Source organism: Marinobacterium sp. MBR-111, assembly GCF_040547585.1.
Lineage (GTDB): Bacteria > Pseudomonadota > Gammaproteobacteria > Pseudomonadales > Balneatricaceae > Marinobacterium > Marinobacterium iners.
Window position 1 is genome coordinate 36,523 of record NZ_JBEPQA010000018.1, and the last position, 19,049, is coordinate 55,571.

Below are 19,049 nucleotides of genomic sequence, written 5' to 3' on the forward strand. Positions count from 1 at the left end.
ATGACTAAACTGCTTGAAGTAAAGGGGCTGCACAGCTTCTACGATGAAAGCCACATCCTGCACGGCGTCAGCTTCGATATCGAAGCCGGTCAGGCCGTCAGCCTGATGGGGCGTAACGGCATGGGCAAGACCACCACGCTGAAATCGATTCTGGGGCTAGTCCAGCCGCGTAGTGGCCATGTGTTCTTTCAGGGCGAAGAGATCTCTGCTCTGCCCACCTGGCAGCGGATGCGAAAGGACATTGCCTATGTTCCCGAAGGTCGCGGCATGTTCCACAACCTGACGGTCAAGGAGCATCTGGAGATGGCGGCGCGCCCCAACAACCGGGGCGAGCGACTCTGGAATTATGAGCGCGTGCTGGAGACCTTCCCGCGCCTGCAGGAGCGGCTGAGCAACCTGGGCACCCAGCTGTCCGGCGGCGAGCAGCAGATGCTGGCCATTGGCCGTGCACTGGTGACCAACCCGGATCTGCTGATTCTGGATGAGGCCACCGAGGGGTTGGCGCCCCTGATTCGCAAGGAGATCTGGGACGTGATTCGCACCATCAAGGAGAGCGGCATTTCGACCCTGATTGTGGATAAAAACATTCAGGTGCTTAAGGAACTGTGCGACCATCATGTGGTGCTGGTCAAAGGCAAAGTGGTGTTCAACGACAACTCGGAACAGCTGCTGTCACGGCTGGACGAGGTTGAGTCCTACCTCGGTGTCTGACCCACTTTCCACGCTGCACTCCGGGCTGATTCCGGCCCGGGGTGAATACTTGGTACAATCCCCTATTTATGCAGCGCTACAGGGACCCCCGCCCATGACTGCGGACACTGAAAAAGCCTCTGAAACCCCACGTCAGGGGATCGGCTCTCTTGAGATCGGTCTGCGAATTCTGGATACCATCGCCGAGTCGCCCAGACCGCTGACGCTTAAAAACCTGTCTGACCGGCTGGTACTTTCGCCCAGTCGGCTGCACAAGTATCTGGTCAGCCTGCTGCGCATGGGCCATATCGTGCACGACAGCGGCAACAGCTACACCTTGGGCAAATCCTGCCTGACGCTGGGCGTAGCAGCCATTCGCCGCATTGATCCGATTCGACTGGCCTTCAGCGCCGTTGAAGCACTCAATGAACGCAGTGACAAAACCGTTTCAGTCACGGTCTGGAACGGTCAGGCACCGCTGGTGATCAAGTGGCTGGACTCCAGCTATCCCGTTGCCGTCAACATCCGGCTGGGACTGGAATTGTCGCCGTTTTATTCGGTCTCCGGCCGGATTTTCCTTGCCAACCTGCCACACGAGCGCCGTGAAGCGATGCTGGAGCAGTTTTTCCGCCAGCCTCCTGCGTTGCCTCGCCACGGTGGCAAAGGCCTGCAGCAGGATGAATTCCGGGCACACTTGGATCAGGTCAGAGAAGATAATCTGTGCTGCTTCTACGGTGATTACCTGCCCGATCTGAATGTAGCCGGCAGTGCCATTTATGATATCAACGGCAACATCTCATCGGTGGTAAGTCTGATGGGAATGGCCGGTGATACCGACATCACCCCGGGCTCGGTGCTGCAGCAGCAGCTGATGTCCTGTGTGACAGGGGTAACGGAAGAGATCTGCGGCCAGCCGCAACGAGAACGGCACGCCTGAGCGTGCCGTTGTATGCTTGGTCACGACTGCACATACAGCAGCCGTCAGCGTCTGCGTCGTAATGTTTCCGACGGCAGCTCACCGAACATCTTGCGGTAATCGGATGAAAAGCGGCCGAGGTGGGTAAAACCGTAATCCAGTGCCACTTCAGTCACGTTGCGAACTGCTTTGCCACTGCCCAGCTCTTCGCGCAGGCTTTTCAACTTTGACTGTTTGATAAACAGCTTGGGCGTTACATTGAAATATTTGGCGAACAGGTTGTACACGGTACGCACGCTGACGTTACCGACCTGCGCCAGTTCTTCAACACTCAGATCATCGCGGATATTGGCCTCAACGTAGGCCAGCAGGTGGGAGAAACTGCGGTCATTGGCGTGCAGATCACGCCCTGAAGCGGCATTGCTGTCAAACTGCTGTAACAGCTTGCGAATCAGAATATCGCGGTAGGGCAGCTGCAGATGGCTCAGGTCCAGCTCGGTTTCATTGGCCTCCAGCAGCAACGCTTCAAGCAACTTCAAGAAACCTAATGATTTGTTCAAGTTTATAACATCACATGAAAACTTTATTCCTTCACGAGGCAATAAACCTGCCTCATGAAGGCTTACTTCGCTGATTAGAGCTTGAGGTACTGTGACAACAACTTTTTCACAATCAGCAGAATAGGTTAAAGATACTTGCTCATTGGGATTAACCATAAGTGCTTGACCAGGCAAGAGCCGAACACTTTTATCACGGAAGCGCCAGTGGCACTCGCCACGGGTAACGACCTGAAAATGATAGATCCCCTGCAGTTCAGGGCAGCGCACATCCACCTGATCGCCATAACTGATGGATGACAGACCAAGACCGGCAAAGTCCCGGTGGTTCAGTCGCGAGGCCGGTGAACGACTACACTCGCGATCGGCAAACTCAAGCTTGTGGTGTCCTACATGGCGATTGACGTATTCGGACACTTCCAGCGGGTGTGCCTGATCAAAAATCACAGCATTACTGAGCACGTTGGAGAACATGGCTTGCACCGTATTTTGTAATTATTGTTAACGGCTTAATTATAGGTAAAAGACCCCTCGATGCAATGCCTGTTTTTTAATCAACGTCACTCGGCCATACCTGCCTCTATGTGCGCCACCTTGGCCATGACGAACTCGATAAAGGCCCGGGTTTTGACCGGCAGGCTTTCCCGGTGTGGATAGAGCATATGCATGGTCCTTCCCTCCATCGACCACTGGGGCAGCAACTGGACCAACTCGCCCCGCTCCAGTTCTGCCGCGACAACGTAGCGTGGCATGCAACAGACACCCAGATTCTTCTTTACCGCATCCACGGCAAAGCGGATCTCATCGGTTCGCAAATGGGCATGCGGGGTGAAGGTAATCGCGTGACCATCCGGGTCCATAAAACGCCAGAACGCCGAACGCTTGAGCACCACCAGCGGCAGCTTGCTCAATTCTTCCGGTCGCTGTGGAGCACCATGGCGTGCAACCAGTTCAGGTGTGGCCACCACAACCATCTCGGTACTGAGCAAAGGACGCATCACCCAGTCATTGAGGGTGACTTTGCCCAGTCGAAAGGCGATATCAATGCTGTTCTTCACCAGATCCACGTTCTCGTTGCTGAGAAACATCTCGACACTGATGCGCGGGTTCATCTCCATAAACTCAAACACCCAGTTCTTGACGTAATGGTGCCCAAGGGTCAATGGTGCGGTAATCTTGATGTCACCCGACATGGAGGACAGTTCAGTGTTCACATCCTCGGTTCGCATCTCCAGCTCTGTCACAACGCTGGACAGGCTGTTGTAAAAACGCTGACCGGACTCCGTCAGGCCGAATTTTTTGGAACTGCGGTGTACCAGCTTGTAGCCAAGATCCTGCTCGAACGCCTGCAACCGACGCGACAGGGTTGAAGTCGGAATATCCAGATAGCGCGCCGCCGCCACCAGACTTCCCTTCTCAACCACCTTGATGAAGTAGTACAGATCCTGATAGTTCATAGTGTAATTCTCAAAAATGAAATCACGCCGTCCCGCGCAGCGTGTGGATAAATATCCCTGAACGCCTATATTGAGCATCATTGGGCGGATCGTGCAATCCGAATCGTCTGATGCTACACCACTCGGCTTCGGCTTTCCCCACTCATTTTCGGGATTCAGGACATCAACATGTCAGACCAGACTTCAGCGGACAACAGTATCAACCCCGTTACGGTGGTAATCTCCCGTCGCGTCGTCAAGGGCCAGGAAGCCGAATTCGAACGCCTCAGCAGTCAGATGACCGAGCGTGCGGCGCGTTACCCCGGTTACCTCGGTGCCAGCATGTTTCGTCCTGCGAGTTCCGACGATCCCGAGTACCGCATCATTTTCAAGTTCAACGATGAAACGACGCTGTCAGCCTGGCAGCAGTCGTCCGAGCGCGCCGAGATTCTGGAGCAGATCGAGCCTTTGCTGGTAGCCCCGAGTCAGGTGGAAACCACCTCTGGCATCATCAACTGGTTCACTCTGCCCGGCCACAACCCGGTGAAACCGCCACCCAAATACAAAATGACCTTTGTCAGCTGGTTGGCGCTTTACCCCACCGTCACCATCATCTTTCTGCTGTTTGGCGACCTGTTGGCACAAGTACCACTGCTGTTGCGCACCATGCTGATTACAGCCGTGGTGATGGTGGCCATGTCCTATCTGCTGATGCCTCGCTTCACTCGATGGTTCGCCTTTTGGCTGTTCCCCAAGCGAGAACAGAACGAGCGCTAAGCTCGGTTGTACGTCCGGACCAAGAATTCAGGAACTCCCATGACCCTAAAACTGACCGTTGTTGACCAATCTCCCGTGCAAGGTCTGCCTGCAAACGTTTCACCCGTTGCCCTGACGGTTGAGCTGGCTCAGGCCTGTGATCGGTGGGGCTATTACCGTTACTGGTTGGCCGAGCACCACAACAGCATCAACTTTGCCGGCCCCTGCCCGGAGATACTGATCAGCCACATCGCCAGTGTGACCGAACGGATTCGTGTCGGCAGCGGGGGGGTCATGTTGACCCACTACAGCCCTTACAAGGTCGCTGAACAGTTCAGCATGCTGGAAACGCTCTATCCCGGTCGTATCGATCTGGGCATCGGACGGGCACCAGGGGGTGACGCGCTGGCATCACATGCGCTGGCCTACCCCGCCCAGCCGGGGCTGGAAGACTATGCTGAGCAATCATGGCTGCTGCAGAACCTGCTGCACCACAGCCTGCCTGAAGGCCATGCCTACAAGGGGCTGCAGGTCATGCCGGGACAGCCTGCCATACCACAAACCTGGATGTTGGGATCAAGCGGTGGCAGTGCCGGGCTGGCTGGTCAGGTCGGCATGAAGATGTGTCTGGCCCTGTTCATCAGCCCCGAACCGGCCCCGCCCAGTGTCATCAGCGAATACAAGCAGGCTTGGCGTGAGGCGGGACACTCTGGCCAACCTGAAGCCAGCATTGCAGTGGCGGCACTCTGTGCCGACAGCCGTGAAGAAGCCGAATACCTGGCAGCCCCCGCCGTCTACTGGAAGGTCAAGGCGTTCCGTCAGGGCATCCGTGAGGTGGTTAAGCATCCCGACGAGGCCCTGCGCCTGAAACAAAACCTGAGCGCGGCCGATCAGGCCTTCTTTGATGCGGTTCTGAACTCAATGATACTGGGGACCGCTGAAGAGTGTGCCGATCAGATCAATCGCGTAGCGGATCAATACCGCTCCGATGAAGTGGGCGTTGTGACGGTCACTCATGATTACAGTGATCGTCTGCGCAGCTACGAGCGGCTTGCCGGGGCGTTGATTAGTTAAGTCACGCCACCGATGAAGCGGTAACCGACTCCGGGTTCGGTCTCGATGTAGAGAGGCCGTGCCGGATCATCTTTCAGTTTGCCGCGTATCTGGCGAATGAAAATTCTCAGGTAGTGGCTGTCTTCAAGATGAGAAGGCCCCCAGAATTTCTTCAGTAAATACTGCTGCGTCAGGATCTGCCCCGGGTGCTGCACCAGCTCCAATAGCAGATCGTATTCCCGTGGCGAGAAATGCACCCGCTCACCGGCCAGCTGTACGGTACGCAGATGGTAATCAATGCGCAAATGGCCATCATCATAGGCGCTGGGACGCACATCCTTACCCGACGCTGAACGCAGCACGGCTCGAATGCGGGCTAAAAGCTCCTTGACACCAAAAGGCTTCTCGACGTAGTCGTTGGCTCCTGAATCCAGCGCCTGAACCTTTTCCTTCTCGCTGTTACGCACGGACAGGACGACAACAGGCACTTCACTGAAGCCACGCAGCTCTTTCAACACTTCTTGCCCATCCAGGTCCGGCAGCCCCAAATCCAGAATGACAAGGTCCGGCTGTTCCAGGGTCAATTGTTCCAGCCCGGTTCGTCCTGACACGGCTTCACAAATCTGATAACCCTGAGACTCAAGACTGATGGTAAGAAAGCGACGAATCTGGGGCTCATCATCAATAATCAGAATTCGTGTCATGCCCCGTCTCCGTTATGTGCCAATGTAAGCGGTAACCGCAACCTAATGCAGCTGCCATGATCCGGCGTGCTCGACAAAACACTGGCTTCGCCACCATGGGCACCCAGAACGCTCTGACAGATTGCCAACCCCAACCCCGTCCCACCTGTCTGCTGATCACCGTGCGAAAGGGTAAAAAACATGTCGAAAATACGCGGCCAGTGCCTGGCCGGAATACCCGGTCCTGTATCGGCGATGTCAATGTTCAGATCATCCCCCTCGACGGACACTTCAATTCGAATCACCTCATTCGGTGGTGTAAAGCGCACTGCATTTTCCAGTACATTGAAAATGGCCTGTTCAACCAAAGCCGCATGCAAATTGAACATGGGCAGATCGGGCTGACACACGACATCAATCCGTTGTCCCTTCAGCAAGGGTTGCAAACGCCTGAGCGCAACATTCAAAACTTCATCCACCCCAACCCAATCACGTTCGAGCTTCAACTCTCCCTGCCCGATCTTCGTCATATCAAGCAGCTTCTGAATATAGCGATCCAATCGACGCGCCTCAGAAAGCGTGTTGTCGAGCAATTCCCGTTTTTGTTCTTGCGACAGGCTCTCGGGCAGATCAATAAGAGTGCTGACTGATCCAATCATGGTTGCCAGAGGGGTGCGTAGATCGTGAGAAATGGAAGACAGCAGGGCTGACCTGAGTTGCTCTCGCTCCTTTTCAAGGGTTTCTCTCTGAAGTCTTTGAGCGAGTTGAATGCGACTCCAGGCTAGCTTGAACAGTTCCACAGCAGAATTAAGCTGGACTTTAAGATCGGGCAACTGATCAGCGTTAAACCGGAACGACAGCCCCTGCACTTGGGCATCCTGGTCACGCACATACAGACAATAGCCGGTCATCTCTTCTTTCAGCAGAATCGATTCGGAGCACATCTCCATCGCGGCACCTGCTTCAACTTCAGGCAACCGTTCAATGCGACAGGGACGATGACTGAATCGTTCCTTGAGATGGGATGAAAATACAGTTATCAGCGCAGGAGCATCCATGCAATCTGACAATGCCTGGGCAAGTGCCATCTGCCCCTGGTTCCAACGTATACTGGTTTCCAGCGCATCAACTTTTTCACGCAGTCGAGCGGCAAGCTGGCCAGTCAACAGGGCGACCAGAACCAGCACAAGCGCAGTGATGATATCCTCACGGTGAAGAATAAAGAGGGTAAAGCGAGGCTCAGTGAAGAAAAAGTTGTAGGCCAGAAATGACAACAATGCCGACCACAAGGCAGGGCGCGTTGAGGTGCCGATTGCCACAATTAACACACTGGCCAGATACAGCAGCGACAGGCTGGCCGCTGGCAGCAGTTCGAACAATGGCCAGCAAATCAGTGTCGCCGCGACTGGGGCGGCTGACGCCAGCAGCCAATGGCGTTGCAGGCTGGCACGTGACTGCAGTTCGGACATAACCTAGCCTCTCCAGAATACAGGTGTCAGTAATACCATCACGGTAAGGAGTTCAAGCCGACCGAGGATCATGGCGAAGCCAAGAATCCATTTACCACTGTCCGGCACATCGGCGAAATTGCCCGCCGGCCCAATCATATCCCCCAACCCCGGCCCCACATTAGTCAATGCCGTTGCCGCACCGCTCAATGCCGTCACGAAATCCAGCCCCGTTGCCGCCAGTGCCAGCGTCGTCACGGCCAGAACCAGAAAGAACAAAAATGAAAATGCAACCGCCGACACCATGATATCGTCTGCAACCGCCTTACCGTTATAGCGGATCGAAAATACACCCCGCGGGTGCACCAGCTTGTTCATCTGGTCACGCAAAAACAGCCATGAGAGCTGGAAACGGAAAATCTTCATACCGCCACTGGTTGAACCTGAGCAGCCGCCTATGAAGGTGATAAGAAAGAAAAAGGCAATACTGAAATAGCCCCACAGGGTGTAATCGGACGACGCGTAACCGGTAGTCGTGATCACCGAGACGATATTGAAAGCCGCATGGGTCAATACTTCAAACGGTTCTCGATCTGCGGTCAGCAGCTGCTGCAATGTCAGCAGGCTGATCAAGCCAAATACCACCAGCAGAAACCCTCCCGCTTGCTGATCTCTGAACACATTCAGGTTGCGCTGACTCAAAAAACGGATGTAGAGCATGAATGGCATGCCGCCAATCATCATGAACAGCACGGCAATCCACAAAATGGTATCACTGAAACGCCCCATGGAACTGTCATCAGTGGCGTAGCCCCCCGTGGAAACGGTTGTCATTGCATGGTTGATGGCATCAAACAGAGTCATGCCAGCCGCAAGATACGACAGCGCACAGGCCAAAGTAATACCCAGATAGACCAACAGTAGTCCACGGGCCATCTCATGAAAACGTGGCAGGGATTTTTCAGACCAGTCGGAAGATTCAGTCTGGAACAGACGCATGCCACCTACCTGCAGGAATGGCAGAATCGACACTGCCATACCAATCACGCCAAGCCCTCCGACCCACTGCAACATGGAACGCCACAGCAGTATGGAGTGCGGCAGGGCAGCAAGCTCTGACATCACGGTTGAGCCGGTGGTGGTAATGCCGGACACCGCTTCAAACACTGCATCGGCCAGCGACAGCGGGTGGTGGCTGAGCATCAGCGGCAAGGCGCCGTAAAAAGACAGGGACAACCAGCTCAGGCTGGTCAAAAGATACAGCTGTCGTGCCGTCAGCGTGAAGCGGTGGCCAAGGCCTGGCAGCATCAACAGTAACCCTGCCAGTGCAGCGAGACCGGATGACAGGAAGAAGGTACTGTACTCCTCGTCATCAGTCAGCAGGGCAAAAACTGCAGGTGCCAGCAACAGCCCCGCCATGATGAAGGCCAGCATACCGCACACATACAGTACCGGGCGAAAGAGTTTCATCCTGTTACCCCTTCAAAAGTAGCCAAGTCCGACCTGCAGCAGTTTTTCAACCTGCTTCAGGCTCTGCTTGCTGGTCATAAAGAAAATGAGATGGTCTTCGCTCTCGATGCGCGTGTCGGCGTGACTCATGATTACCCGGTTGCCGCGCACAATGGCACCAATGCGTGCATCTGTTGGCAGTTTCAGCTCACCCACCTGACGCCCAACGACACGAGAGGTCTTGTTATCACCGTGTACTACCGTCTCCAGTGCTTCGGCCTTCCCCTTGCGCAGTGCGTGAACCCGCGTCACATCACCCTTGCGGATATAGGCCAGCAGACTGCCGATAGTGATCTGCTCGGGCGAAATGGCATAGTCGATAATATTACCATCCACCAGGTCCACATACGCCGGGTTATTGATGATGGTCAGCACACGGCGTGCTCCGGCGCGCTTGGCCAGCATGGATGACATCACGTTGGCCTCGTCATCATTGGTGAGGGCACAGAAAAGATCCACCTCATCAATCCCCTCTTCGGTCAGGATGTCCAGTTCCGATACGCTGCCATTGATAACCACAGCGGCATCGAGCATATTCGCAATCTCTCGACAGCGCTCGGGCCGGACTTCTATCACCTTGACATTAAAACGAGCTTCAAGCCGCGCCGCCAGCGATGCGCCGATGTTACCACCCCCGGCAATCATGATCTGGCGATAGCGCTGTCGATTACCGACAAACAGCTGAGTCACGGCTTCAAGATGGGCAGGGGTCGCAATCATGTAGACCTCATCCCCGGGGAGGAACTGAAGATCGCCGTGCAAAGACACATGAGCCTCGCCCCGATAGAGGGCCACAATGCGCACCTCAACCCCTGGCAGCAGGCTATCGAGTTCGGAAACGGTATGGCCCCGCAGGCCGGAGCCGCTTCCGACCCGAAAAACCGCCAGCTTGACCAACCCATCCATGAAATCATGCACCTGCAGCGCACCGGGCCAGCGTGTCAGTTGTTCGATGTGATCGGTCACCAGCTGCTCCGGGCTGATGAGCACATCTACCGGAATCGCGCCTGTCCGAAACAGTTGATCAGCACAGCCGAGATAGCTGCTGCCACGAATGCGCGCCACTTTTCGAGGAATGTTAAACAGCGACTGTGCCAGCTGACAGGCCACCATGTTGACCTCGTCACTGTTGGTCACGGCCACCAGCATATCGGCATCCGCACACCCCGCCTGAGCCAGTACCGAAGGAAACGAGGCACGCCCCTCTACCGTGCGGATATCAAGCCGGTCCTGCAGCGTACGCAAGCGGCCAGCATTGGCATCGACTACTGTGATGTCGTTGGACTCTCCGGACAGCTGTTCAGCCAGGGTGGCACCGACCTGACCGGCCCCCAGTATGACAATTCGCATCGTATCGCCTGTGGCCTTGAAGGCCCTCTATGATGAATAATTTAGAATTATCCAGCGAAAACACGTAAAGAATCGAGGGTGCAAAAGCCTTAAGAGCGTAAAGAAACCGTAAACGGACTCCAGTAGTACTCAAACAATACGTACGACCAAAACCATATTATTCGCTTCCTGCTAGTATCTTTTTCCCTAGTGTTGTAATTTTGAAGCTCTTTCCCAAAGGGAACATTGGTAAAGACTGAACCTGAACCTCTAAAAGTCTCATTTCCTGTAGTCTTTCAAGCACCGCTGGTCGACAAGCTGACGTTACTGGACCACTTGAAGCCAATATTTTCAAACAATTATACTCCTCCTCAGAGATATTATCATAGCAATGCATATAAACCTCAATATAATTTTTTTATAATTGAAAAATAATAAACAACCAAAAATCAAATTATTTAAATTTTTCGACAAACCTATACCCAATACCAGGCTCTGTTTTTATGTAGTATTGTTCTGTTGGATCATCTTTTATTTTTTGTCTAAGCCTACCAATAAGAATCCTCAAATAATGAGTATCTTTAGCATGACTTTCACCCCATATACTTTTAAGTAACTGAGACTGGGTAACAATTTTACCTGCAGCCAACATTAAAGCCTGTAAAACGGAGAACTCTTTAGGCGTCAACCTTATTCGTTCACCATCAACAACGATCGTTCGTGTGGAAAGATCTATTTTTAATGTCCCATCGTCAAAAACTGCGGGGGCTTCAATAGACGCCTCTCGGTAACGCTCATAGTTACGCAGCTGTGTTCTGACTCGCGCCAATAATTCATCAATACTGAATGGCTTGGTTATGAAATCGTTAGCTCCCAAGTCGAGCGCCTTTACTTTTTCAGGCTCCTGATCTCGAACTGATAAAATAAGAACAGGGACTGACGCCCACTCCCGCAAATTTGCAAGCACATCAGACCCATCCATATCAGGGAGCCCCAAGTCAAGAATGACGAGATTTGGCGAATATCTCGCACATAAACTCAGGCCGACCTCACCGCTCTCAGCTTCTATCAACTCATAACCTTCAGTTTTCAAGCTGATACGGAGAAAATGTCTAATTTGAGGCTCATCATCGATTATCAGAATACAGTGGGATTCTCGATTAGCTGTCGACTCTGTCATTGAAATGGCTCTGTCTTGGACTCTTGTTCTGGCAAGTCTGTTAAAGGAAGTGCAATTTCAATGGTTGTTCCACAGTTTTTAGGCCCTGGCAATGCCCGAATCCGCCCACCATGTGCTGCGATCATACCGTGACATATAGCTAAGCCTAGGCCGCTGCCATGAGGACCGCGATCACCCTCTCCACCAGTGAAAAACATGTCGAAAACTTGCTCTCTTTGAACCTCCGGTATCCCCGGCCCCTCATCCGAAATACAGATAATGAATTCATTTCCAGTTTTACGTGCCTGTATGGTCAGGATTGAGCCATCTGGCGCGAATTTGGCCGCATTTTCAAGTACATTTATCAAAGCCTGCTCAATCAGTGCAGGGTGTACAAATAGCAGGGGCAGGTCATCTGCTACATCTCGCTCCACTCGAACTTTAGTCATTAAATTCCTGGTCCGGCGCAAAGCTGAAGACAGTATATCCGTTAATGCAATCCAGTCTCTCTCGATTTTTAGGGTTCCGTGCCCAAGCTTTGTCATATCCAGCAGGTTACGTATGTAGCGGTCCAGTCGCTCCCCTTCACACAACACTGAGTCCAGTAAGCTATCCCGGTCTTCACCGGACAAACGATTAAACATCGACTTCAGGGTACTCGCTGAGCCAATCATGGATGCAAGGGGGGTTCGAAGATCATGAGATATTGAAGACAGTAAGGCAGAACGCAGCCTTTCAGTATCTTCAGCCACACGAGAAGCAGAGAGATTAGAAACCAACCGAGTGCGGAGCCATGCAAGTCCAAGCTGATGGGAATAAACGCTGATTGCGAGGCCCCGATAATACTCTGGCGTCATATCTTCTACCCAGACCCCAAGAACAGCAAATACCTCACCATCCGCTTCAACAGGCTCGAAGCGCCACGGGAGGCTACTCAAGGTATCCGAAAACGCTCCACTGGGTTTATTGTTCGTTATTGCCCAGTCAACTGCAGAACAGGCAGCATCATTGAGCAAGTGCGAAGGCCCACTTCGGGTTACAACCTCAATAGCACCGTTTTCCGGATTCTGTTGAGCAATAATCAGCGGTATTCGATGCTGTGCGTATAGCGCTTCAACTGCCTCAGCTTGAACCGAGCTGATATCTGGAGCCGCGGCCAGACGGCGGCTGAGTTGAAGATGTGCATCGGTCTGATCATTTGAGGCACGCAACATCTGGATTTGGCCTCTCAACCTTCCTGCCAAATTCCCGCCAATAATCGCAATAATAAAGAAAAACAAAACAGTCAATATTTCGTCCGTATTTGTCATATTAAAACTAAGACGAGGAACTGTAAAAAAGAAATTATATGTAAAAAAACTCAACAATGCAGTAAATAATGCGGGACGAATACCCGTACGTGCAGCAACCCAAAGCACCGATGTCAGAAATACAAGTGAAATATTTCCAAGGGGGAGGAAGTGATCAAGTCCCATGGAGATAATAGTAGCCGTAAAAACGCTGACAACAGCCCAATAATAATCGGTATTTTTGCCATCATAAGGAAGACTTATTATTTTTTTTCGCTTCTTACGAGGCACTGGAACAAAAATAATTTCAAATGCTTCTGCTTGATTCAGAATTCGCCGACTCGTGGACTGTAACAGACTCCAGAAATGTTCGCGGGGGCGACCGAGCACCAGAGTTGTCACGTTGATCTCTTTTGCAAAAGTGACAATTTCGCTGGCGATGTCATACCCACGAAGTGTCCGTGTTTCGGCCCCCAAACGCGCAGCCAACTCAAAAGCTTTTGCCTGTCGTTGCTGATCTTCAGGCTGGGAGTGCCCATTATCAACCATCACGACAATCCAAGGGGATTTGCGTCTATCCGCCAGCCGCCTCCCCGCCCGGACGAGAGCCTCTCCTTGACCTGATGCTCCGTCAATAGCTACCAGCAGTCTTGACCGGACATGCCATGGGCCTTCAATTCCTCGAGACTGCATGCTCTCACGGACGTCTGCATCAAGGCGTTCGGCGATAGCTTGAACTGCCAACTCCCGGAGAGCCGAAAGATTCGAAGGTGAGAAATATCCCTCCATGGCTGCTCGGGCTTGCTCAGGTAGATACACTTTCCCTTGCCGCAAACGTTCCAGTAATTCGGAGGGTGTTAGATCTACTAAAACAATATCTCTGGCTTGTTCCAATATCGAGTCAGGAACCGTTTCCCGCATGCGAATGCCAGTAATACTGGCAACCACATCCGAGAGGCTTTCCAAGTGTTGAATATTAATCGCTGTCCAGACAGTGATACCTTGATTTAGCAGCTCTTCAATATCCTGATAACGGCGTGAATGACGTGTACCCGGTATATTCCGATGAGCCAGCTCATCAACTAAAAGTACATCAGGCTTGCGTTCGAGGGCGGCATCCAGATCAAACTCTTGAAATTTCTTACCCGAATATTCGACCTCTTTTTTTGACAGCGTCTCAAGGCCTTCACAGAGAGCAATAGTCTCTTCACGACCATGTGTTTCTACCACCCCGATAACAACATCGAGACCTTGCCTCCGTAATTCATGGGCTGCCTGAAGCATTTGATAGGTTTTGCCAACTCCAGGAGCGGCCCCAAGAAATATCTTCAGCCCATTACCCGACTCACGCTCCTGAACTCTCAGAAGCGCATCGGGGTTTGGGCGATTTTGATCGCCTTGACTCAATCCAGTGACTCCTTTGCATCTAGTGCAAGATTGATCCGCAGAACATTGACTCGCGGCTGTCCGAAGACGCCCATTACCGGGCCTTCAGTATACCGCTCAATCAGTTCATTAACCTGTGAGACCGGCATTTCACGGACTGTCGCCACCCGAGAAGCCTGCAATCGAGCAGACTCTGGTGAGATATGAGGGTCTATGCCAGAGCCTGAAGCCGCGAGCAAATCTACGGGGATCAAAGCCGCGTCAATACCTTCTCTTTCTGCAATGCTCCCTGAGTCTTCAGAAACACGGGCCCGCAGATCTGGATTGCTGGCCGCGTAATTTGAACCGCCAACGGAAAATGGATCATAATCCGCTGCCGAGGGCCGCCCTTGGAAATATTTCGGGGCTTTGAATGGTTGCCCAACCAATTCAGAACCGACGACGGTATCGTTAACCACAATAAGGCTCCCAGTAGCCTGATGAGGAAACAACACGGCACCGATAGCCGTCACGAAGAGAGGGTATATACCTCCACACAGCAGAGTGAACACAATTGCAGCCTTTACGGCTGTGAGCCAAGACGCCGAACGGCGTACAACAACAGAGTCTGAACCAGTCATTTCCTATCTCCTTACAATACAACCGTGAGCATCAGATCCAACGCCTTGATGGCGGGGAAAGGTAACAACAAACCACCAACGCCGAAGATCAGCAGGTTCCGACGCAGCAAGTGCGTTGCGCTTGCAGGCTTGTAGTTCACCCCCCTTAACGCGAACGGAATTAGCGCCGGGATGATCAGTGCATTGAAAATTGTTGCGGCCAACACCGCGTTCATGGGGTTCGACAGGTTCAGTATGTTGAGTACATCGAGAGCTGGAAGGCTGCCGACAAAGAGTGCCGGTAGAATGGCAAAGTATTTAGCCACGTCATTAGCCAGGGAAAAAGTGGTTAACGAACCGCGGGTAATCAGTAATTGCTTACCGATTTCGACCACCTCCAGCAGTTTTCCCGGGTCAGAATCCAGATCAACCATGTTTCCGGCTTCACGGGCTGCCTGTGTACCGGAATTCATGGCCAGGCCCAGGTCAGCCTGGGCCAGGGCGGGCGCATCATTGGTGCCGTCTCCCATCATGGCAACCAGTCGCCCTTCGGCTTGCTCTTGACGGATAATTTCCAGCTTTTGCTCTGGGGTGGCCTCTGCCACGAAGTCATCAACACCGGCCTCGGCTGCAATAGCGGCTGCTGTTACCGGGTTGTCACCAGTGATCATTACTGTTTTTACGCCCATTTCACGCAGTTTCGCAAATCGCTCTTTGATACCGGACTTGATTACATCCGACAAAGCTATGACGCCCAAAACCCGGTTGCCTTCAGCCACCACAAGTGGCGTTGCACCATTTTTCGCCACCCGCTCAACCAGGCGGTCCATTTCATGTGGATAGTGCCCCCCGTTTTCGGTAACCAGCTTTCGGATTGCGTCTGTGGCGCCCTTACGAAGAATACGACCATTGGGCATATTCACACCAGACATCCGGGTGTTGGCAGAGAACTCAATGAACTCTGTACCGTCTTCCGCATCGGCTTTGGAGCCTTTTTCCAGTGCCAGGGCAACGATTGATTTACCTTCAGGTGTAGGGTCTGCAAGGGAAGTAAGCAGCGCTGCATCTCTCAGAGTACCTGGTGCAACGCCTTGAACCGTCTCAAATGATGTGGCGCGGCGATCGCCCAGAGTAATAGTGCCGGTTTTATCCAGCAAAAGTGTGTCAATAGAGCCTGCCACCTCAACCGCCTTGCCGGATTTGGCAATAACGTTCGCACGCATGGCGCGGTCCATACCCGCGATACCAATAGCTGGCAGCAACCCCCCAATGGTGGTGGGAATAAGACACACCAACAATGCGACAAGTACCGAGAAAGAAGGATACGCACCGACGAAGCCAGCAAAAGGTACCAAAGTGACTACCACAATCAGAAAGATCAGTGTCATGGCGGCAAGCAGAACCGAGAGAGCCAGCTCGCTTGGTGTTTTCTGACGCTTAGCACCCTCAACTAAGGCAATCATCCGATCCAGTAGCGAGTTGCCTGGGTCAACGGTGATCTCGATCACAATCTCGTCGGATAGCACCTTGGTACCCGCGCTGACGCCACTATTATCAGTACCCGCTTCGCGAAGTACTGGAGCGGACTCACCAGTCACCGCGGATTCGTTGATCGTTGCGGCACCTTTAACAATCTCACCATCCCCAGGAATCAGTTCGTTAGGCTTAACCCGTACCCAATCGCCTTTTCTGAGGTCCGTTGCCAGCACCTCCTGCTCACGCTCGCCTTGGAGTTTTCTTGCTTTCAGGTCCTTTCTTGTAGCCCTGAGAGCCCCTGCCTGGGCCTTGCCTCGTGCCTCTGCAACGGATTCAGCTCCGTTTGCAAACAACACAGTGAACAGCAGAATGGCACAAATTATAAAATCGAGTGCCGCAGGCTCACCTTGGGTCATGTGGGTAATACCCAACAGACCAGTCACCAGCGTGCCAATACCTACAACCAGCATAACAGGGTTGCGTGCCAGGTTCCGTGGAGACAAGCGCTTGAAAGACTGACTTACAATGTTCCTTGCCTCAAACGAGGCGGTCAGCTTTGGGGTTTCGTTAGACATCTTCGTTCTCCAATCAGGACATCAGAGCCAAAGCTTCAGCAATTGGGCCAAGAATCAGCACCGGCATAAAGCTCAGCAAGGTAAACATCACAATCACTGCCAACGTCATCAAGCCGAAGGTAACCGTATCAATACTGAGACTGCCGCGACCTTCAGGAGCAGAACGCTTGGCAGCGAGCGAGGCTGCAATCGCCAGAGGCGCTAGGATTGGAATGAAGCGACCAAGTGCAAGGTTGACTGCACAGGTGACGTTCCACCAGACAGAGTCATCGCCAAGCCCTTCAAAGCCGGAACCATTGTTGGCAAACGCCGAGAGGTACTCATAGATAACCTGGCTGATTCCGTGATAACCGGGGTTGGAGTTGCCGGTCAGTGCAGGGAATGCCACAGTGATGGCGCTGAATCCCAGAATCAACAAGGGCTGAATCAGCAGAGCGATGCACACCAGCTTAATCTCACGGGTTTCCAAGGCTTTACCGGCAATCTCCGGTGCACGGCCAATCATCAGTGAACCAAGGAAAGCAGCCAGCAATAGGAACAAAAGATATCCTATGAGTCCAACGCCGATACCACCAAAAGTGACATTAATGAACATATCCAGCATTGGGACCATGCCACCGATGGGGTTGAAGCTGTCATGCATGCCATTGACGGAACCGTTGGAGGTTTGGGTTGTCCAGCTACCCCACAGTGCTGTAGCGGTGGCGCCAAAACGGACCTCTTTGCCTTCCAGGTTGGGACCCTCAGCTGCCAAACCTTCGAATGCTGCATTAGGCTGATTTTCTGACCACACGGCAACAGACGTGAGCGAAACCGACATGGCAAGCATCACTCCCATAACCATCAGCGACAAGCGCCGGCGACCAGTTAAAAAACCAAGAGCAAAAACCAGTGCAGCCGGGATCAAGACAAGCGAAACGGTCTGAATGAAATTGCTAGCTGGAGTGGGATTTTCCAATGGCACACTTGAGTTGGGTCCATACCACCCGCCACCGTTAGTACCGACCTGCTTGATAGCAACCATCGGCGCAACTGGTCCGATGGGGATGTTCTGCTCTGCCATTTCGACAGTTTGATCAAGCGGAATTGCGGTTCGAGCACCCTCATAACTATTGGGAACGCCCTGTGACGCTAACAATAAAGCAATCACTGTCGCGACAGGTAACATCACACGGACAACCGCACGGGTAATATCTTCATAGAAGTTACCTACAGCTACCGTACCGTCTTCAGAGGGTTTTGGCTTCTTGTCTGCTCGGCCGAAAAGAGTACGAACTATGGCGACCAGTGCCGCCATACCTGCAGCGGGAGTAACCACTTGCAGTGTCACGATGCCGAAAGTATGCGCCAAATAGCTCAACTGAGCCTGTCCGGAATAGTGCTGCTGATTGGTGTTCGTGAGAAACGAAACAGCCGTGTGCAGAGCAAGATCCCAGCTCATTCCTTCAATGCTGTCAGGATTGAGGAAAAGAATTCCTTGAGCCATCAACAAGCCAAACACGATCAGCACTAAGACCAAGTGCAATTTCAATAGAGCCTTGCCGTAACCTTGCCAGTTCATCGATTGAGCCGGATTCACACCAAACAGGCGATAGAGCCTATTTTCAACCGGCAGGAAAACTGTTGCACCCGCGCCTGCACCACTGGAAAATACCCCAGCGATAAATCTCCCTAATGGCCACGCCAGCAGTAGCGTGACCGCATACGTTATGATGACCTCGTTCACAATCGCCCCTCCAGATCAATGAACAAGAAACATAAGCCAAAAAGCCCGAGGATTATGCCAATACCGACCAAAGCCATGATCAGAACCTCTCAGGCAAAAGCAGTGCAGCAATCAGATAGCCACCTACTGCTACAGAAAGGAATAAAAGGAAAGTAGACACGCTCATTCTCCTTCAGTGAGTGTGTCTCTATGTTGGTATGTAAAGGTGTAAAAATTCGATGACCAAGTCAGGTGTTGCACATAAAAAAATCGTTAAAATTCTTTATGCTCACCTCGCCCATGATGTGCTTTGAGACATGGATTTCCAGACTGATTAAAAGCTTAACGGCAGTCATCAGGCCTTTCAGCATGCAACCGCGGGCGCGTCTCTTCCCTCCACAACATCACCAGCCCACCGGACAGAAACATGGCGATGGCGACAAACCAGAAGCCACTGCTTTCGAGCCCGGTCAGGTGTACCAC

17 protein-coding genes are annotated in these 19,049 nt (G+C 52.7%); 4 read left to right on the plus strand and 13 right to left on the minus strand.

Annotated elements, in window-relative coordinates:
• Both ABIE61_RS12865 and ABIE61_RS12870 read left to right on the plus strand, forming a co-directional pair.
• Window positions 1–711: an ABC transporter ATP-binding protein gene (locus ABIE61_RS12865; RefSeq protein WP_354410080.1), complete on the plus strand. Its 711-nt coding sequence runs from the start codon at window positions 1–3 to the stop codon at window positions 709–711.
• A gap of 94 nt (window positions 712–805) precedes the next feature.
• On the plus strand, window positions 806–1,627 hold the full coding sequence (locus ABIE61_RS12870) for an IclR family transcriptional regulator (protein WP_354410083.1): 822 nt from the start codon (window positions 806–808) through the stop codon (window positions 1,625–1,627).
• Between the two features lie 44 nt (window positions 1,628–1,671).
• Here the strand turns inward: ABIE61_RS12870 and ABIE61_RS12875 are convergent, their stop codons facing one another.
• Both ABIE61_RS12875 and ABIE61_RS12880 read right to left on the minus strand, forming a co-directional pair.
• A complete protein-coding gene (locus ABIE61_RS12875) occupies window positions 1,672–2,637 on the minus strand; it encodes an AraC family transcriptional regulator (RefSeq protein ID WP_354410085.1) in 966 nt (321 codons plus the stop codon).
• Window positions 2,638–2,723: 86 nt separating this feature from the next.
• On the minus strand, window positions 2,724–3,620 hold the full coding sequence (locus tag ABIE61_RS12880; RefSeq protein ID WP_354410087.1) for a LysR family transcriptional regulator: 897 nt from the start codon (window positions 3,618–3,620) through the stop codon (window positions 2,724–2,726).
• Window positions 3,621–3,788: 168 nt separating this feature from the next.
• Here ABIE61_RS12880 and ABIE61_RS12885 point away from each other — a divergent pair, with 168 nt between their 5' ends.
• Complete coding sequence (locus ABIE61_RS12885) at window positions 3,789–4,376, plus strand: antibiotic biosynthesis monooxygenase (RefSeq protein WP_091828028.1); 588 nt, start codon at window positions 3,789–3,791, stop codon at window positions 4,374–4,376.
• 39 nt (window positions 4,377–4,415) lie between these two features.
• The gene (locus ABIE61_RS12890; RefSeq protein WP_354410091.1) at window positions 4,416–5,429 is read left to right on the plus strand and encodes an LLM class flavin-dependent oxidoreductase; all 1,014 of its coding nucleotides are present in this window, start codon (window positions 4,416–4,418) and stop codon (window positions 5,427–5,429) included.
• Here ABIE61_RS12890 and ABIE61_RS12895 read toward each other — a convergent pair.
• The 11 genes from ABIE61_RS12895 to ABIE61_RS12945 all read right to left on the minus strand — a co-directional run bounded on the left by ABIE61_RS12895 (window position 5,426) and on the right by ABIE61_RS12945 (window position 19,049).
• On the minus strand, window positions 5,426–6,112 hold the full coding sequence (locus ABIE61_RS12895; protein WP_354410093.1) for a response regulator: 687 nt from the start codon (window positions 6,110–6,112) through the stop codon (window positions 5,426–5,428). The two genes, ABIE61_RS12890 and ABIE61_RS12895, sit on opposite strands and share 4 nt — an antisense overlap.
• Window positions 6,109–7,560 carry a sensor histidine kinase gene (locus ABIE61_RS12900; RefSeq protein WP_354410095.1) on the minus strand — a complete coding sequence of 484 codons (1,452 nt, stop codon included), beginning with the start codon at window positions 7,558–7,560 and terminating at the stop codon, window positions 6,109–6,111. Before ABIE61_RS12900 ends, ABIE61_RS12895 begins: the two co-directional genes overlap by 4 nt.
• Before the next feature lie 3 nt (window positions 7,561–7,563).
• On the minus strand, window positions 7,564–9,009 hold the full coding sequence (locus ABIE61_RS12905) for a TrkH family potassium uptake protein (RefSeq protein WP_354410098.1): 1,446 nt from the start codon (window positions 9,007–9,009) through the stop codon (window positions 7,564–7,566).
• A gap of 12 nt (window positions 9,010–9,021) precedes the next feature.
• Entirely contained in the window at window positions 9,022–10,398 is a 1,377-nt protein-coding gene (gene trkA, locus ABIE61_RS12910) for a Trk system potassium transporter TrkA (protein ID WP_354410100.1), read from the minus strand.
• Between the two features lie 433 nt (window positions 10,399–10,831).
• Window positions 10,832–11,557 carry a response regulator gene (locus tag ABIE61_RS12915; protein ID WP_354410103.1) on the minus strand — a complete coding sequence of 242 codons (726 nt, stop codon included), beginning with the start codon at window positions 11,555–11,557 and terminating at the stop codon, window positions 10,832–10,834.
• Complete coding sequence (locus ABIE61_RS12920) at window positions 11,554–14,232, minus strand: DUF4118 domain-containing protein (RefSeq protein ID WP_354410106.1); 2,679 nt, start codon at window positions 14,230–14,232, stop codon at window positions 11,554–11,556. Before ABIE61_RS12920 ends, ABIE61_RS12915 begins: the two co-directional genes overlap by 4 nt.
• Window positions 14,229–14,831 carry a potassium-transporting ATPase subunit KdpC gene (gene kdpC, locus ABIE61_RS12925; RefSeq protein ID WP_354410108.1) on the minus strand — a complete coding sequence of 201 codons (603 nt, stop codon included), beginning with the start codon at window positions 14,829–14,831 and terminating at the stop codon, window positions 14,229–14,231. The genes ABIE61_RS12920 and kdpC overlap by 4 nt, the downstream gene beginning before the upstream one ends.
• Window positions 14,832–14,842: 11 nt before the next feature.
• Window positions 14,843–16,861, minus strand: coding sequence for a potassium-transporting ATPase subunit KdpB (gene kdpB / locus ABIE61_RS12930; protein ID WP_354410111.1), 2,019 nt, complete (start codon window positions 16,859–16,861; stop codon window positions 14,843–14,845).
• Window positions 16,862–16,874: 13 nt separating this feature from the next.
• A complete protein-coding gene (kdpA, locus tag ABIE61_RS12935; RefSeq protein WP_354410112.1) occupies window positions 16,875–18,587 on the minus strand; it encodes a potassium-transporting ATPase subunit KdpA in 1,713 nt (570 codons plus the stop codon).
• A 79-nt stretch (window positions 18,588–18,666) separates the two neighbouring features.
• On the minus strand, window positions 18,667–18,753 hold the full coding sequence (locus tag ABIE61_RS12940) for a potassium-transporting ATPase subunit F (protein WP_354410184.1): 87 nt from the start codon (window positions 18,751–18,753) through the stop codon (window positions 18,667–18,669).
• 155 nt (window positions 18,754–18,908) lie between these two features.
• Window positions 18,909–19,049 (minus strand): hypothetical protein, encoded by a 141-nt coding sequence (locus tag ABIE61_RS12945; RefSeq protein ID WP_354410115.1) that lies wholly within the window; start codon window positions 19,047–19,049, stop codon window positions 18,909–18,911.